This window comes from Lacisediminihabitans sp., from assembly GCF_036404185.1.
Taxonomy (GTDB): domain Bacteria; phylum Actinomycetota; class Actinomycetes; order Actinomycetales; family Microbacteriaceae; genus Lacisediminihabitans.
Genome location: NZ_DASWPB010000095.1, coordinates 1 through 16,417, shown reverse-complemented (window position 1 = coordinate 16,417; position 16,417 = coordinate 1). Strand labels below are relative to the sequence as shown.

17 protein-coding genes are annotated in these 16,417 nt (G+C 69.6%); 3 read left to right on the top strand and 14 right to left on the bottom strand.

The window, feature by feature from the left end:
- Positions 1-8: 8 nt before the first annotated feature.
- From VGC18_RS06185 to hrcA, 11 genes are all read right to left on the bottom strand, one after another.
- Entirely contained in the window at positions 9-668 is a 660-nt protein-coding gene (locus VGC18_RS06185; RefSeq protein WP_331095336.1) for a response regulator transcription factor, read from the bottom strand.
- Complete coding sequence (locus tag VGC18_RS06180) at positions 665-1,852, bottom strand: sensor histidine kinase (protein ID WP_331095334.1); 1,188 nt, start codon at positions 1,850-1,852, stop codon at positions 665-667. Before VGC18_RS06180 ends, VGC18_RS06185 begins: the two co-directional genes overlap by 4 nt.
- 107 nt (positions 1,853-1,959) lie before the next feature.
- Entirely contained in the window at positions 1,960-3,690 is a 1,731-nt protein-coding gene (locus VGC18_RS06175) for an AMP-binding protein (RefSeq protein ID WP_331095332.1), read from the bottom strand.
- 61 nt (positions 3,691-3,751) lie between these two features.
- Positions 3,752-4,693 (bottom strand): GTPase Era, encoded by a 942-nt coding sequence (gene era / locus VGC18_RS06170; protein WP_414672861.1) that lies wholly within the window; start codon positions 4,691-4,693, stop codon positions 3,752-3,754.
- On the bottom strand, positions 4,641-5,945 hold the full coding sequence (locus VGC18_RS06165; protein ID WP_331095328.1) for a hemolysin family protein: 1,305 nt from the start codon (positions 5,943-5,945) through the stop codon (positions 4,641-4,643). The genes era and VGC18_RS06165 overlap by 53 nt, the downstream gene beginning before the upstream one ends.
- 6 nt (positions 5,946-5,951) lie before the next feature.
- The gene (gene ybeY, locus VGC18_RS06160) at positions 5,952-6,416 is read right to left on the bottom strand and encodes an rRNA maturation RNase YbeY (RefSeq protein WP_331095326.1); all 465 of its coding nucleotides are present in this window, start codon (positions 6,414-6,416) and stop codon (positions 5,952-5,954) included.
- Positions 6,417-6,418: 2 nt separating this feature from the next.
- Entirely contained in the window at positions 6,419-7,474 is a 1,056-nt protein-coding gene (locus VGC18_RS06155; protein WP_331095368.1) for a PhoH family protein, read from the bottom strand.
- Between the two features lie 73 nt (positions 7,475-7,547).
- A complete protein-coding gene (locus VGC18_RS06150) occupies positions 7,548-7,904 on the bottom strand; it encodes a histidine triad nucleotide-binding protein (RefSeq protein WP_331095324.1) in 357 nt (118 codons plus the stop codon).
- Between the two features lie 44 nt (positions 7,905-7,948).
- The gene (locus VGC18_RS06145) at positions 7,949-8,677 is read right to left on the bottom strand and encodes a 16S rRNA (uracil(1498)-N(3))-methyltransferase (RefSeq protein WP_331095321.1); all 729 of its coding nucleotides are present in this window, start codon (positions 8,675-8,677) and stop codon (positions 7,949-7,951) included.
- Between the two features lie 215 nt (positions 8,678-8,892).
- On the bottom strand, positions 8,893-9,999 hold the full coding sequence (gene dnaJ, locus VGC18_RS06140) for a molecular chaperone DnaJ (RefSeq protein ID WP_331095319.1): 1,107 nt from the start codon (positions 9,997-9,999) through the stop codon (positions 8,893-8,895).
- A 60-nt stretch (positions 10,000-10,059) separates the two neighbouring features.
- Positions 10,060-11,082, bottom strand: coding sequence for a heat-inducible transcriptional repressor HrcA (gene hrcA / locus VGC18_RS06135; RefSeq protein WP_331095317.1), 1,023 nt, complete (start codon positions 11,080-11,082; stop codon positions 10,060-10,062).
- 181 nt (positions 11,083-11,263) lie between these two features.
- Here hrcA and VGC18_RS06130 point away from each other — a divergent pair, with 181 nt between their 5' ends.
- Together VGC18_RS06130 and VGC18_RS06125 are read left to right on the top strand one after the other, a co-directional pair.
- Positions 11,264-11,671 (top strand): DUF4870 domain-containing protein, encoded by a 408-nt coding sequence (locus VGC18_RS06130; RefSeq protein WP_331095315.1) that lies wholly within the window; start codon positions 11,264-11,266, stop codon positions 11,669-11,671.
- 66 nt (positions 11,672-11,737) lie between these two features.
- Positions 11,738-12,112, top strand: coding sequence for a DUF4870 domain-containing protein (locus VGC18_RS06125; RefSeq protein WP_331095313.1), 375 nt, complete (start codon positions 11,738-11,740; stop codon positions 12,110-12,112).
- Here VGC18_RS06125 and hemW read toward each other — a convergent pair whose 3' ends face one another.
- On the bottom strand, positions 12,113-13,336 hold the full coding sequence (gene hemW / locus VGC18_RS06120) for a radical SAM family heme chaperone HemW (RefSeq protein WP_331095311.1): 1,224 nt from the start codon (positions 13,334-13,336) through the stop codon (positions 12,113-12,115).
- Positions 13,337-13,419: 83 nt separating this feature from the next.
- Between hemW and VGC18_RS06115 the strand changes: the two genes are divergently transcribed.
- On the top strand, positions 13,420-14,103 hold the full coding sequence (locus tag VGC18_RS06115) for an HAD family hydrolase (protein WP_331095309.1): 684 nt from the start codon (positions 13,420-13,422) through the stop codon (positions 14,101-14,103).
- Here VGC18_RS06115 and VGC18_RS06110 read toward each other — a convergent pair.
- The gene (locus tag VGC18_RS06110; protein ID WP_331095307.1) at positions 14,086-14,748 is read right to left on the bottom strand and encodes a DUF1990 domain-containing protein; all 663 of its coding nucleotides are present in this window, start codon (positions 14,746-14,748) and stop codon (positions 14,086-14,088) included. The genes VGC18_RS06115 and VGC18_RS06110 overlap by 18 nt on opposite strands.
- Positions 14,749-14,761: 13 nt before the next feature.
- Entirely contained in the window at positions 14,762-16,411 is a 1,650-nt protein-coding gene (locus tag VGC18_RS06105; protein WP_331095366.1) for an MFS transporter, read from the bottom strand.
- Positions 16,412-16,417: the final 6 nt, after the last annotated feature.

Genomic DNA, 16,417 nt, shown 5'->3' with positions numbered 1-16,417 from the left:
CGACGGGTCTAGGACGTGAGGTCGTGCTCGAAGGCGAAGACGACCAGCTGCACGCGGTCGCGGAGCCCGAGCTTGGCCAGGATGCGACTGATGTGCGTCTTGACCGTGGCCTCGCTGAGATACTCGGACGCGGCGATCTCGGAGTTGCTCAGCCCCCTGGCGGCGAGCCGGAAGATATCGCCCTCCCTGGAGGTCAGCGTCGAGAAGGACTCCGGGGGCCGCCTCCTGGCGGTGCCCCCGGCAAAATGCTCGAACAGCTCCCTCGTCGCCGAGGGCGCGATCACTGCGCTGCCGGCGTGCACTGTGCGGATGGCGGCCAGCAGGAACTCCGGATCGGCGTCCTTCAGCACGAACCCGCTCGCCCCGCCGCGGATGGCGCGCATCGCCGCCTCGTCCAGGTCGAAGGTGGTCAGGACGATGATCCGCGGCTGGTCGCCTCCCCGCTCCCCGGCCTCGGCGAGGATCGAGGTCGTGGCGGCGATGCCGTCCATGACGGGCATCCGGATGTCCATGAGCACGATGTCGGGGCGCGTCTCGGCGGCCAGGAGCCTCGCCTCCTGCCCGTTGCCCGCCTCGCCGACCACCTCGAGGTCTGGCTGGGAGTCGACGAGCATGCGGATCCCGGTTCGGAACAGCGACTGGTCGTCGACCAGGGCGACACGGATCATCGGGACACCGCCTCGGCCCCGGTGGGGATCCTCGCCGTGACGAGGTAGTGGCCGTCGCGCTGCTCCGCCGCGAAGGTGCCGCCGGCGAGGATCGCGCGCTCGCGCATGCCGGCGAGGCCGTGTCCGGCCGGATTGGCCACGACGCCCGGCCTCGTCGCGCTCTCCACGGACACCACGAGCGAGGAGCCCTGCCAGTCGAACAGCAGACGGACCTCCCTGCCCGTGTCGCCGTGCCGCAGCACGTTGGTGAGGGCCTCCTGCACGATCCGGTACACGGCGAGCTGCCGACCGGTCGCCAGCGGCACCGCCGTGCCACGTTCCTGGCGATCGACGATGAGCCCGGATGCCCGGAGCTGCTCCAGCAGCCGGTCCAGGTCCTCGACCACCGGCTGCGGGCCCGCGCTCTCGGTGTGACGGAGCTGCGCGAGCAGGATGCGGACGTCGCCGAGCGCCTCCCTGGCCGTCGCGGCGATGGTCACCAGCGCATCGTCGACGGCGCCGGGATCGGCGGCGCGGGCGTAGCGAGCACCGTCGGCCTGGGCGATGACGACCGCCAGCGAGTGGGCCACCACGTCGTGCATGTCGCGCGCGATGCGGTTGCGCTCCTGTTCGACGACGACGTCCTGTTCGGCCGCGCGCTGCGCCCTGCGGCTCTCCCTGGCCCGGACGTAGGTGCGCGCGAGCAGACCGATGGTCCAGGGGAGGCCGAGAGCGGCGAGGGAACCGACGAAGAGGAATACCGCGGAGTGCAGCATCTCGCCGGCGGGGCGGTCGTATCCGCTGGCGAATCCCAGCCAGCCGACGTACTGCGCGATCCAGGGCAGAACAGCCAGATAGAGCGTCGCGACGATCGCGCCCACCCCGACGGAGCCGAGGCCGATCCAGCGGACGACACGTCCCCCATAGGCCGCCGTGACGTACAGGACCGCGAAGACCGCGATGTCCGCGAAGGCGGGAGCCGTCGCATGCAGCGCCATCTGCGTGATCGCGGATGCCCAGGCGATCGCCAGCGCGATCCCGGGCGACAGGCGGCGGACGGCGAGCGCAGCCGCCATCGTGAGGAGCACGATCGTGTCGACCCCGCCGTCGCTGGCGAAGAAGACGAAGGGGAACGGCAGCAGGAAGAACAGCCCGGCGCCGACGAGGTCGGCGGTGAGCTGGTAGCGCCGAAGCGAACGGACCATCCCTCCACCGTAGGGGGCGGCCGGACGCCGCACGGCGCAACCGAGGCCATTTCCGCCCCGCGGCATCCGGAATCATCCTCCAGATGTAGCCGGATGCCCTCCCGCGGCTAGGACCGCCGCGATCTGAGCTCCGGGAACTGGTCGTCCCGCCATTCGTCGACGAACCGAAGCCCGTCGGATGCCGCCGCGTCCTCCCTGGCCCTCAGCTCGACCCTGCGGATCTTGCCCGAGGCGGTCTTGGGCAGTTCGAAGAACTCGATCCGCCTGACCCTGGTGAACGCCGGCAGGCCGTTGCGCGCGTGCCGCAGCACGGCGAGCGCGGTCGCGGCGGTCGGCTCCCAGCCGGCCGCGAGCACGATGTACGCCTTCGCCACGTTGAGCCTCGTGGCGTCGGGAGCCGGGACGACGGCCGCCTCGGCCACGGCGGCGTGCTCCACGAGCACACTCTCTACCTCGAACGGCGACACCTTGTAGTCGGAGGACTTGAAGATGTCGTCGGTGCGGCCGATGAAGGTGATGAAGCCGTTCCCGTCGCGCCGCGCGACGTCGCCGGTGTGGTAGTAACCGTCGCGCATGGTCTCCGCCGTGCGCTCCGGATCGCCGCGGTAGCCCGTCATCAGATTGACCGTGGCGCTGGAGAGATCGAGACAGATCTCGCCCTCCTCCGCGCGGAGGCCGGTGATCGGGTCGACGAGGGTGATCCTGGCTCCGGGCAGCGGGCGCCCCATCGACCCCGCCTTGAGCTCGGAACCGGGCGAGTTGGCGATGATCGCCGTCGTCTCCGTCTGCCCGTAGCCGTCGCGAACGACCAGGCCCCAGGCCCGCTGAATCTGGCTGATGACCTCGGGGTTCAGCGGCTCCCCCGCCGACAGGATCTCGCGCAGCGCCTCCGGCTTCCTGCCCAGGTCGGCCTGGATGAGCATCCGCCACGCCGTCGGCGGTGCGCAGAACGTGGTCACCCCGGCCCGGTCGAGCTGATCCCGGAGTGCCCGGGGGTCGAACCGCGCATAGTTGTAGACGAAGACGGTCGCCTCGGCGATCCACGGCGCGAAGAAGCAGCTCCAGGCGTGCTTGCCCCAGCCGGGCGAGCTGATCGCGAGGTGGATGTCGCCCGGCTGGAGGCCGAGCCAGAACATCGTCGCGAGGTGCCCGACGGCGTAGGACGTCTGGCTGTGCACCACCATCTTCGGTTTGCTCGTGGTCCCAGAGGTGAAGTAGATGAGGGACGGATCGTCCGACCCGACGACGACGGCCGGCCGATCTGCGGCGGCCGTCCGCGAGTCCTCGTAGTCGAGCCACCCGTCGACGGTCGGGCCGACGCAGATCCTGGTGTAGCCGCCCTGGATGGCGGCGAACTTCGAGGTGGCGCCCGCGCCGGCGATGACGTGCTGGACTCCCCCGCGGGCGACCCGGTCGGCGAGGTCCACCGAGCCGAGCACCGTCGAGGTCGGCAGGATGACGCCGCCGGCCTTCATGATCGCCAGCATGGACTCCCAGAGCTCCACCTGATTGTCGAGCATGAGCAGGACGTGGTCGCCCGGCCGCACCCCCCGCAGAACGAGCCAGGTCGCCAGGCGGTCGGAGCGCTCGGCCATCTCCGCGAAGCTGACCTTCAGCTCGCTCCCGTCCTCCTCGACGATCCACAGCGCCAGCCGGTCGTTCCCGACCGCGATCGCATCGAACCAGTCGGTGGCCCAGTTGAACCGCGGCCCGACGTCCGGCCATTCGAACTCGGCTGCGGCCCTCTCCGGATCGTCGCGCAGGAGGAGCAGGGCGTCGCGGGACGAGCGAAAGCTCGCCGTGCTGGTCGCGGGAATGGTGCTGGTCGCGGGGATCATGTACCAATCATGCTGGGTCCGAGCTGACCGTGGGATCGGAGGCGGCCAGTAGCCGACGCGGTTAGAAGCCGAGGCGTCCGAGCTGCTTGGGGTCGCGCTGCCAGTCCTTGGCCACCTTCACCCGGATCGAGAGAAAGACCTGCTTGCCGACGAGCGGCTCGATCTCCGCACGCGCGCGGGCGCCGACGTCCGCGAGCCTCGATCCCTGGTGACCGATGACGATGCCCTTCTGGCTGTCGCGCTCGACGAACAGGTTCGCGTAGATCTCGACGAGGTCTTTGTCGTCGCGCTCGACGATGTCGTCGATGGTCACGGCGATCGAGTGGGGAAGCTCGTCCTCGACCCCCTCGAGCACGGCCTCGCGGACGAGCTCGCTGATCCGGGACTCCAGACTCTCCTCGGTGACGGCATCGGCCGGATACAGCGCGTCGGACACCGGGAGCAGGCGGATGAGCTCGGTCGCGAGGGTGTCAAGCTGGATGTGGCTGGTCGCCGAGACCGGGATGATCGCCTCCCACTCCCGCAGCTCGGAGACGGCGAGCAGCTGCGCGGCGACCGCCGGACGGGAGGCCGCGTCGATCTTGGTGACGATCGCCACCTTCTTCGCCCGGGGGAAGGAGTCGAGCTGCTCGTTGATGTACCTGTCGCCCGGCCCGATCTTCTCGTTCGCCGGCATGCAGAACCCCACCACGTCGACGTCGCCGAGCGTCGACTGCACGATGCTGTTCAGCCGTTCGCCGAGCAGCGTGCGCGGGCGGTGCATCCCCGGGGTGTCGACGAGGATCAGCTGACCGTTCTTTTGGTGCGCGATCCCCCGGATGGCGCGCCTGGTGGTCTGCGGCTTCGACGAGGTGATCGCGACCTTCTCGCCGACCAGCGCGTTGGTCAGAGTCGATTTGCCGACGTTCGGACGTCCGACGAAGGACACGAAGCCCGCCCGGAACTCTGGCTCATTGTCCACGGTCTTCTCCAGTGCTCGTCGTGCGGAACGCTGACTGCGCATCCGTCAATGCCTGATCGCGCTCGACCAGCACGGTGCTGAGCCGCTTGCGCCTGCCCTCCGTACGCTCCGCGGTCAGGATGAGACCAGAGTACGTGGCAACGGAGCCGGCGAGCGGGAGGCGCCCCAGCGCCTTGGTCAGCAGACCGCCGACCGAGTCGACGTCGTCGTCGTCCAGCTCGATGTCGAAGAGCTCGCCGAGCTCGTCGACGGGGAGGCGGGCGCTCACCCGGAACCTGCCGCCGCCGAGGTCCTCGACCTCGACGACCTCGTGGTCGTACTCGTCGGAGATGTCCCCGACGAGCTCTTCGATGAGGTCCTCGAGCGTCACGAGACCGGCGATGCCGCCGTATTCGTCGACGACCATCGCGAGGTGGTTCGACTCGAGCTGCATCTGGCGGAGGGTGTCGTCGGCCTTCTTCGACTCGGGGACGAACAGCGCCGGCCGGGTCAGCGCATCCACCGTCACCCGTTCGAGCCCCTGGGGGCGTTCGTAGTTCAGTCGCGCGACGTCGCGCAGGTAGAGGATGCCGAGCACGGCGTCCACGTCGTCCCCGATCACCGGCATGCGCGAGACGCCCTTGCTGAGGAACAGCCCCATCGCGGTCCCCACGGTGGCGTCTCCGTCGATCGTCACCATGTCGGTGCGCGGCACCATGACCTCACGGACGACGGTGTCGTTGAACTCGAAGATCGAATGGATGAGCTCGCGGTCGTCCTCCTCGAACACGTTCTGCTCCGTGGCCTCGTCGACCATGCTGAGCAGCTGCTCCTCGGAGGAGAAGCTCTGGGTGCGGCCCGGCGTCACCCGGTCGCCGACCGCGACGAGCGCCGCGGCGACCGGACCGAGCACGGTCCGGATCGTGTGCACGATGAGCGCCGACCAGCGGGCGACCGCGCGGGAGTGCACCCGTCCGACGCTCCTCGGGCTGGACCCGACGAGCACGAAGGAGACGATGGTCATGATGAACGCGGAGGCAAGCAGCGCCAGCCACCACTGCGGGAACAGGTAGGCGAAGGCGAGCGACACGAGCACGGCCGCCGTGGTCTCGGCGAGGATCCGGACGAAGTTGATGGCGTTCACGTGGGCGCCGACGTCGGCCGCGATCGCCGTCAGCGAGCGCCTGACCCGCGAGTGCGCCGCGAGCTCGAGCAGGTCGGTGCGGGACAACACCCCGAGCGCGGCATCGGCAGCCGCGAGCAGACCACCGAAGATCACCAGCAGGACGGCGACGCTGACGAAGATCGGGATCATGACGGACTACCTGGTTCGTCGTTCCGACGCCGCGAAGGCGACGAGGATGTCGCGCTGCAGACCGAACATCTTCTTCTCGTCCTCCGGCTCGGCGTGATCGAAGCCCAGCAGGTGGAGGATGCCGTGGGTCGTGAGCAGGAGCATCTCGTCGAGCGGGCTGTGGCCGGCGGTCTCCGCCTGGGCGATGGCGACCTGCGGGCAGAGCACGATGTCGCCGAGCAGGCCCGCGGGGGTCAGGTTGTCCTCCGTCCCCGGCCGCAGCTCGTCCATGGGGAAGCTCAGCACGTCGGTCGGGCCCGGCTCGTCCATCCACTGCAGGTGGAGCTGCTCCATGGCCCCCTCGTCGACGAGCACGATGGCCAGCTCGGCGTCCGGATGCACGTACAGGTAGTCGAGCGCGAAGGTCGCGAGGTGCTGGAGGGCGACCTCGTCGACCGGGACGACCGATTCGTTGTTGATCTCGATCGACATGTCTAACGACCCCATCTCTTGGTCTGGCCCCGATTCGTTTGGCCCTGGGGAGCCTGGCGGTCCTGGGGCTGTCTGCCCCTGCGCTCCGCACGGTTGGCGCCCTCGTTCTGATCCCGCTCGAAGCTGCGGGCCTGACGCTCCGCATCGTACTTGGTATAGGCATCCACGATGCGGCCGACCAGGTTGTGACGCACGACGTCCTCGCTGGTCAGGCGCGCGAAATGGATCTCGTCGATGCCGTCGAGCACCCGCGTCACCAGCTGCAGGCCGCTCGCGCCCGCGGGCAGGTCCACCTGGGTGATGTCGCCGGTGACCACCATCTTCGATCCGAAACCGAGGCGGGTGAGGAACATCTTCATCTGCTCCGGCGTGGTGTTCTGCGCCTCGTCGAGCACGATGAAGGAGTCGTTGAGCGTGCGACCGCGCATGTAGGCGAGGGGCGCGACCTCGATGGTCCCCGCCGCGAGCAGCTTGGGGACGATCTCCGGGTCCATCATCTCGTTGAGGGCGTCGTAGAGCGGCCGCAGGTAGGGGTCGATCTTGTCGGTCAGGGTCCCGGGGAGATAACCGAGCCGCTCTCCCGCCTCCACGGCGGGCCGGGTCAGGATGATGCGGACGACCTCCTTGCGCTGCAGGGCCTGCACCGCCTTGGCCATCGCCAGGTAGGTCTTGCCTGTTCCCGCGGGGCCGATGCCGAACACGATGGTGTTCTCGTCGATCGCATCCACGTACTCCTTCTGGCCCAGGGTCTTGGGCCGGATGCTCTTGCCGCGGCTCGTGAGGATGGCCTGGCTGAGCAGCTCTGCCGGGCTCACTCGGGGGTCGGCGGCGAGGATCTTGGCCGACTCGGTGACGCTGCGCTCGGTGAGGTCGTGGCCCAGCTCGTCGTCAGCGCGCACCATGGTGATCAGCTCCTCTACGAGCCGTGCGGCGGCGTGTACCTGACCGGCGTCGCCGTCCAGGCTGATCTGGTTGCCGCGGACGAGGACCTCGATGAGCGGGTACTGCCTCTCGATGGTCTTCAACAGGCGGTCCTGCGGGCCGAGGAGCCGCACCATGGCGAGCCCGTCGACCAGGAGGTCCAGGTGATCGGTTCCGCTCGCGGGCGCGGTGCCGCGATTGGGGAGGCTGCTATCGGCCAAGGGTGCCTTCCGGAAGCCGCCCGCCGAGCAGGTGGGCGTGGACGTGGAACACCGTCTGGCCGGCGCTGGCCCCGGTGTTGAAGACGAGGCGGTATTCCCCGCCCGTGTGTTCGGCCGCGAGCCGATCGACGACGGCGACGAGCTCGGCGAGCAGCCCGGGGTCGTTCGCCGCGAGCTGGGCGACGTTGCTGTAGGCATCCGTCTTGGGCACGACCAGGAGGTGCACGGGCGCCTGGGGGGCGATGTCGCGGAATCCGATGATGTGGTCGTCCTCGTAGACGATGTCCGCCGGGATCTCGCGCGCGATGATGCGACTGAAGATCGACGGTTCGGCTGGCTCTGACATGACTCCAGCGTAAAGGACGGCCGACGCCCGCGGGCCGGCGTTCGCTACCAGCGGCCGAGTTGCGCGTTGAGCACGGCGATGGCCGCCGGTCCCGCCGTGGAGGTGCGCAGGATGGTGCCGCCCAGACGGACGAGAGTGGCGCCCGCGCCCTCGAGCCGGGACAGCTCGGCGGGCGCGATGCCCCCCTCCGGCCCGACGACGAGGACGACGTCCCGGCCGTCCGGGGTCAGGTCGGTCAGGCGGGTGGTGGCGTCCGGCTCGAGCACGAGCATCCTGGTGTCGGCCGCGAGGGCGGCGAGTGTCGGGGTCGAGACGAGGTCGCCGACCTCCGGAATCCACGGGCGGATCGACTGTTTGCTCGCCTCCCGCACGATCGCGCTCCACCGATCGTGCCCCTTGCGAACCTTGGCGCCCTCCCACTTGACGATCGAGCGCTGCGCGGCCCAGGGGATCACCCCGTCGACGCCGAGCTCGGTGGCCTGCTGCACGGCGTACTCGTCGCGGTCGCCCTTGGCCAGCGCCTGGGCCAGCCAGATCGCCGGCACCGGCGCGGGCGTCTCGTCGACCCGCTCGACCTCGACCACGAACTCCGATGGGTCGGCCGAGACGACGGAGCCGGTCACGATCAGTCCCGCGCCGTTGCCGACCGCGATCGGCTCGCCCACACCGATCCGGCTCACGGTCACCGCGTGCCTGGCCTCCTGGCCCGCCACGGCGATCCGCGAGCCGACCGCCGCCGAGGTCAGTTCCTCGTTCAGATAAAAATGCGCCATGCCCCACTCTCCCAGTTCTTCGGCGTGCTCGCCCGCCCGCCACCGGCCTACCGGCCTGCCGCGGCATCCCGCTATCTGCCTGCCGTCGCATCCCGCCGCCCACCTGCCAACTCGCCTGTCACGAACTGTCGTCTGAGGGTGCGCAGCGAGCAGTTCGTGACAGGCGAATCGGGAGAATGGCGGGAGAAACAGCGGGGCGGCGGGAAGAGCGCAGATCAGATGTTGAGGAAGCGGTCGCGCAGCTTCTGGAAGAGTCCCTGCTGGAAGTGGGTCAGCGTCGGAGCGGCCGGCTTGCGCGCACCGGCGAACTGCTTGATCAGCTCCTGCTCCTTGTGGCTGAGCTTGGTCGGAGTGGCGACCTGCACGCCGATCTTGAGGTCGCCGCGGCCGCTGCCCCGCAGGTGGGTCACACCCCGGTCCTTGATCGTGATGACCTCCGCGCTCTGGGTGCCCGGCTTGATCTCGACCGCGACCTCCCCGTCGAGCGTCGTGAGGGTCGTCGTCGTGCCGAGGATGGCATCCGTCATCTGGACCTCGAGGGTGGCGAGCAGGTCGTCCCCGTTGCGGCTGAAGACGTCGTGGTGACGCACCTTGATCTCCAGGTAGAGGTCGCCGGACTGGCCGCCCGCCGGTCCGACCTCGCCCTGGCCGGACAGCTGCAGACGCAGGCCGGTGTCGACGCCGGCCGGGATGTCGACCGGGATCGTGCGGCGGGCGCGGACCCGGCCCTGTCCTTGGCAGGTGGGGCACGGGTTCGGGATGATCGTGCCGTAGCCGCGGCAGGTGCCGCAGGGGCTCGAGGTCATGACGTTGCCGAGCAGGCTGCGCACGGTGCGCTGGATCTGGCCGCTGCCGTGGCAGATGTCGCAGGTGACCGGCTGGGTGCCAGGGGCACAGCAGGATCCGTTGCAGGTCTCGCAGAGGATCGCGGTGTCCACCTCGATGTTGCGGGTCGTGCCGAAGATGATCTCGTCGAGGTCCACCTCCACGCGCACGAGCGCATCCTGGCCCCGCTCGCGACGGGATCGTGGTCCGCGGGACTGGCCGCCGCCGAAGAAGGTCTCGAAGATGTCGCCGAAACCGCCGAAGCCGGCACCGTTGCCCCCGCCGAGGCCCGCCTGGGGCCCGAGGTCGTACTGCTGACGCTGCTCGGGATCGGAGAGCACGTCGTAGGCGTGCGTGACCAGCTTGAACTTCTCCGAGGCGTCCGCCCCGGGGTTCACGTCGGGATGCAGCTCCCTGGCGAGGCGGCGGTACGCCTTCTTGATCTCATCGGTCGTCGCATTGCGGTCGACGCCGAGTACTTCGTAGTGGTCAGCCAATCCAGATTCCTTTGCGTTCAGGCGCACCGCAGCGGCCTTCGGCCGACGGCTTCGCCGAGATCATTCCTCGCCGAGCAGGCGGGAGAGGTAGCGGGCGACGGCCCTGACGGCCGCGATGTTGTTGGAATAGTCCATGCGCGTCGGGCCGATCACCCCGAGTCGCGATCGCTCGCCCCCCGACGCGGTGTAGCCCGTGGTCAGCACCGAGGTCTCCCCGAGGCCGAACGAGGCGTTCTCGCTGCCGATGCTCACGGCGAATCCGCTCTGGTCCGGCTCCATCTCGCCGAACAGCCGGAGCAGCGTTACCTGCTCCTCGATCGCCTCGAGCACGGGGAAGATGCTGCCGGTGAAGTCCTCCTCGGTGCGGACGAGGTTGGCCGCTCCCGCCATCACGAGCTTGTCCTGGCGGTTCGCCAGCACCTGCTCGATGAGCGCGGTGGCGATCTGCTTCACCACCGGCGACCTGTCGGCGGGGAACTGCTCGTCGAACCTGGACAGCTCCTCCGCCGCTTCGGCGAGTGCGAGGCCGCCGAGACTCGCGTTGAGCCGGGTCCTCAGCTGGCCGAGGAACTCGTCGTCCAGCTGCGCCGAGACGTCGATGAGGCGCTGCTCGACCCTGCCGGTGTCGGTGATCAGCACCGTCATCATCCGGGTGGTGGCCAGCTGCACCAGCTCGACGTGACGGATGCGCGAGCGGGTGAGCGAGGGATACTGCACGAGGGCGACCTGGTGGGTGAGCTGCGAGAGCAGGCGAACGGTGCGCCCGAGCACCTCGTCGAGATCGGCGGACTGACCGAGGAACTTCTGGATCGCGGTGCGCTGCGCCGGGCTGAGCGGACGCAGATCGGCGAGCTGGTTCACGAAGACGCGGTAGCCCTTGTCGGTGGGGATGCGCCCCGACGAGGTGTGCGGGGCCGCGATCAGCTCCTCCTCCTCGAGCAGCGCCATGTCGTTGCGGATCGTCGCCGCAGACACGCCGAAGGAATGACGATCGACGATCGACTTCGAGCCGACCGGCTCGCGGGAGGCGACGTAGTCTTGGACGATCACGCGCAGGACATCGAGGCCTCTGTCCGATACCATCGCCGGCGCCTCCGTTCCTTAGCACTCGCCACTTCCGACTGCCAATTGTACCGCGAGGTATCGCGGCGACTTCCATTGCACACGAACCGGCGGCGCTGTACTTTATGCATGTGTTGTCGGACCCCTACAAAACGGGGCGGACGACGCGTCTGCCCGGCTCTCCATCGAAAGGCACACACCCATGACCGAACCGACCCACCAGCCCGTGGCACCCCAGCCGGCCCCGCTCTCGGCCACCGATGACAAGCTGTGGGCCTCGCTCGCGCACTTCGGCGGAATCCTGTGGATCCTGCCCTCGCTCATCATCTTCCTCGTGCTCAAGGACCGTGGCGAGCGCACCAGGGTCGAGTCGAAGGAGGCCCTGAACTGGCAGATCACGTTCCTCATCGTGTGGATTCTCTGGCAGATCGTCTCAGGCATCGTCGGCGGGCTCTTCACCCTGGTCGGCGCCGGCGGCGTGACCATCCTCTTCGGCCTGGTCAGCTTCCTCCTCTACGCCGCCAACCTGGTCTTCTCGATCCTCGGCGGGGTGAGGGTGCAGCAGGGCGGCTCCTACCGCTACCCGTTCGCCTTCCGCTTCATCCGGTAGCCGTCGTCGGGGTCCGGCCGGAAACCCGCGGGGCGGGAGACCGACGCTTCTTGCTTTAATGGGGCCATGTCAGAAACCACACCTCCCTCGGATGCCGCCTCTCCAGCAGCCAGGCCGCTGGGCCCGGGTGATGAGAAGGTGCTGGCAATGCTCATCCACCTCGGCGGGATCGTCTTCTACTTCCTGCCCGCCCTCATCGGCTACCTGCTGCTGAGGGACCGCGGGCCGTTCATCCGGCAGCAGACGACCGCCGCCCTCAACTTCCAGCTGACGGTGCTCGCCGGATACGCGGCGGGCATCTTCACGCTGTGGCTGATCATCGGCGTGTTCATCCTTCCTGTGGTCGCCGTGATCAACGTGGTGTTCAGCATCATCGCGGCCGTCGCGGCGGACCGCGGCGAGAGCTACGTGTACCCGCTCGCGATCCGCTTCGTCGCCTAGTCAGTCGAGCAGCCGGCGCACCACGGCGTCGGCCAGCAGCCTGCCCCGCAGCGTCAGCTCGATGGAGCCGCGCAGGGCGGCGGCACCCTCCACGAGGCCGTCGCCGATAAGTCCGGCGACGGCCGTCCGCCCCGATGCGGTCAGACGGTCCACCGGCAGCCCCTCGCGGATGCGGGTGGCCAGCAGGACCTCCTCGACGCGCCGGGTCTCCTCATCGAGGGTCTCCCGTCCCGCGGCGGGCGAGTCCCCGGCCAGGATGCGCTCCGCATAGGCCGCCGGATGCTTGACGTTCCACCAGCGGACGCCGCCGACGTGGCTGTGGGCGCCGGGACCGATGCCCCACCAGTCGTGGCCCTGCCAGTACGCGAGATTGTGCCTGGACCGGAACCCGTCGCCCCGCGCCCAGTTGCTCACCTCGTACCACTCGTACCCGGCGGTGCCGAGCATCCCGTCGGCGAGCTCGTACATGTCCGCCTGCAGGTCCCCGTCGGGCTCGGCAACCTCACCGCGCCGGATCTGCCTGGCGAGCTTGGTGCCGTCCTCGACGATGAGTGAGTAGGCCGAGAGGTGGTCCGGCTCCTGGGCGATCGCCTGCTCGAGCGACCGCCGCCAGTCGTCGAGCGACTCCCCCGGCGTCCCGTAGATGAGGTCGAGGCTGACCTGCAGGCCCGCCTCGCGCGCCCAGCGGACGACGAGCGGGATGCGCTCCGGGTCGTGGGTGCGCTCGAGGGTCGCGAGCACCCGGGGGACGGCCGACTGCATCCCGAAGGAGACCCGGGTGAAACCGGCGGCCGCGAGCGACCGCAGATAGGAGGCATCCACGGAGTCCGGATTCGCCTCGGTCGTCACCTCTGCGCCGTCCGCAAGGCCCCAGGTGGTCACGACGGAGGCCAGCATGGCCGCGAGGTCGGTCACCGGGAGCATCGTCGGCGTCCCTCCCCCGAAGAACACCGTGGAGACGGGACGCTCAGGGATGCCCGCCCGCTCGAGCACCGCGCTGGCGAGCCCGACCTCCGTCATCGCCTGCCCGGCGTAGTCGGTGCGCTTGACCCCGCGCAACTCCTCCGCCGTGTAGGTGTTGAAGTCGCAGTATCCGCAGCGCACCCGGCAGAAGGGCACGTGGATGTACACCCCGAAGTTGCGCGCGTCCGCCCCGGCGGCCGCCGATTCGGGCAGTCGCCCGTCGAGGGGAGCCGGATCGGCGATGGGCAGGGCGCTTGGCATGACCCATCGATTCTCCCAGACCCGGCTGGGTGTCGGTCCCGATGGCGACGGCGGGGGCGGACGGGCTGTGCCAGCATGGAACCGTGACCGAAACCAAGGATTCCCGCCTGTTTGTGCTCTGGGACGTCGACGGAACGCTGCTGCGCAACGGCGTCAACGCCGGAGGGCTGTACGAGGAGGCGATCGTCCTCGCTGCCGGACGGCCGCTCGAGTTCCCTGTCCCCCGGGTGCACGGCAAGACCGACGGTCAGATCCTCTGGGAGGCGCTCGAGGAGAACGACCTCTCGCCGGACCTGCACCCCGTCGCATCCGCGCACCTCGACGCCCTCTCCCTCAAGCGCCACCTCGGCGGCAGCAGGAGGGAGATCGCGCCAGGAGTGGTCGAGGCCGTGCGGGCCTTCGCGGCCCGCGGCTTCGTCAACTGCCTGCTCACCGGCAACTCGGCGGATCGCACGAGGTACAAGATGGAGGGCGCGGGGCTGGACACCGGCCTGTTCGACTGGGAGCACTCCTACTTCGGCGACGTGGCTCGCCGGCGCTCCGACATCACGCTCCGCGCGGCAGCGGATCTCGCGGGCAATCGGATCGTCATCATCGGCGACACCCCCGGCGACGGCATCGGGGCGACGGCCGCGCACATCCCCTTCATCGGCGTCGCCACCGGCGAGTACACCGCGGAGGAGCTCAGGGAGACGGACGCGGTGCTCGTCGTCGAGGACCTCGCGACCGGCCTGGACTCGGTGCTCGACCTACTGGATCGGTCCTGATAGGGCGCGGAAGTACCTGCGGGTGTAGAACCACTGGGATGCCCTGAGCACCGGATAGATAGCCCACCAGAGGGGGTGGGACGGCCGGGAGAACGCCCGGATCTCGAGCCAGACCGAGCCGTCGTCCGTGCGGTAGACGACAAAGGACTCCTCGCCGCTTTCCGGATGCCCCGCGATCGTCCCGTAGGCGAAGCCCCTGCGTCTCGGCTCGTCGATCGTGTACACGACCCGCACGGGGGCGGCCAGGTGGAAGGGCCAGAACGGGATCCCGAGAAGAGCCGTGTCCCCGGGAGCCAGGTGGCGCGAGCCGTCCGGGCCGACCGCCGGCCGGGACTCCGCCGCGGCAGGACCCGCGATGGGGACACCGCCCGCGTCGAAGGACACGGGGACGTAACTGTGCTCGGTGACCTCGACGGGCGTCTCCGTCTGCTCCACCCGGAAACCGCTCCGGCGCTGGATGGCCCAGGACAGCACGGCCGAGGAGGCGTGCTCCCAACGGATATCGCCGTGTCCGATGCGTGCGCGACGTTCGAACGGGCGGAAGCCGGCGGGCGGATAGACCATCAGGTCCGCGGCCTGGGTCGCGCCGACGGCCGCATAGCTCACGGGGCGCTCCCAGAGCGGGCGGACGGCGGGCTGAACCATTCCGTCATCCTAGTCAGGCCTCGTCCCCCGGCGGAAAATAGTGCCTCTCATCGGCCGGACCGCTGGCGCGGGCGTATGCCTCCTCCTCGATCTCCCGATCTCGGCCGGTGAGCCTCTGCGTGCGCTGGCGACGGTACTCCGACCAGGAGGGAACGACGAAGGTCTCGAGCAGCACCTCGGCCTCCTCTCCGCTACGGTAGAGCCGCCAGCGGCTCGCGCCGGTGCGCCGCCGAGAGCTCTCGACCTGACGCATCGCGCGGACGAAACCGGCCTGCTCCGCCTCGTTCACCCGATAGCTCCGCATGATCGTCACGGGCCCGTCGCGCGGCCCCGGCTCGAAGACCAGGGTGGGAGACGGCCAGGCCAGGGAGATGCTGCGGTCGATCCTTCCCGTGTTCTCGTGGAGCGGCCACAGCGCCACGCTCGCCGCCACGAGGAGGAGCACGATCGCCGTCACCACGAGGGCGCCGCCGCTCCCCAGCGCCTCGGCGACGAGGCCCCAGACGAACGATCCGACCGCCATCGTCCCCATGAACACGAAGATGTAGACGGCGGCGCCGCGGGCCCTGACCCACTGCGGCAGGGTCAGCTGCAGCGCCGCGTTGAGTACTGTGAGCGTGCCGATCCACGCCATGCCGGTGAGGACGAGCAGGAACAGCGTCCAGCCGAACGGAAGGAAGGCCGCTCCGGCGCTCCCGGCCCCGTAGACGAGCGCACTGCCGACGAGCACCGCATTGTCGGAAATCCTGACCCGGATGGCGGGCAGCACGAAGACGCCGAGCAGGGCGCCGACGCCGAGGGCGGCCAGCAGCAGCCCGTAGCCGCCGGAGTCGAGACCGAGCCGCCGCTGGGCGATGAGGGGCAGCACCGCCCACAGGCCGCTGGCAGGCAGGGCGAAGAGCGCGGAACGGAGCAGGATGCGCTTGACGAGCCCCGCCGCAAGCACGTACCGCACCCCGGCCCGCAGGGCGTCCCCGAACGGCTCACGATCGTCGAGACCCTCCTGGGGAGGGCGTTTCCACCAGAGCAGTGCGATCGCCGCGCCGATGAAGCTGAGCGCGTTGAGCCCGAAGACCACCGAGGTGCCGGCGAGGGCGACGAGGAAGCCGGCGAGCGCCGGACCGATCGCCCTGGCCCCGTTGACCGTCACGCCTCCCAGCCCGGCCGCTGCGGGGATCTGTTCTCGCGGCACCAGTTCCGGCTGGATCGCCTGCCAGGCGGGGCCGGTGAGGGCGGACGCCGCGCCGAGGAGGAAGGTGAAGGTCAGCAGGATGGCCGGGGTCAGCCACCCGAGGAGGGAGACGGCCGTCAGCGCGAGGGCGATCACGCCGCTCGCGATCGAGCCGCCGATGAGGAGCCTGCGGCGGTCGAAGGAATCGGCGAACACCCCGGCGGGCAGGGCGAGCAGCAGCGACGGGGCGAGGCTCGCGGTCTGGACCAGAGCGACGATCGTCGCGGTCGCGGCCGCATCGACCAGATACCACTGCGCCCCGACCGTCTGCATCCAGGTGCCGATGTTCGACCCCAGCTGGGCCAGCCAGAGCACCCGGAACACCGTGATGCCGAGCGGCGCCCAGGCGGACACCGCCGCGGCCCCGGTTCTGCCGTCTCCCGCCACGCAGCCTCCTTCGATCGGATGTCGGCCGGATGGATCCATCTTCACCCATGG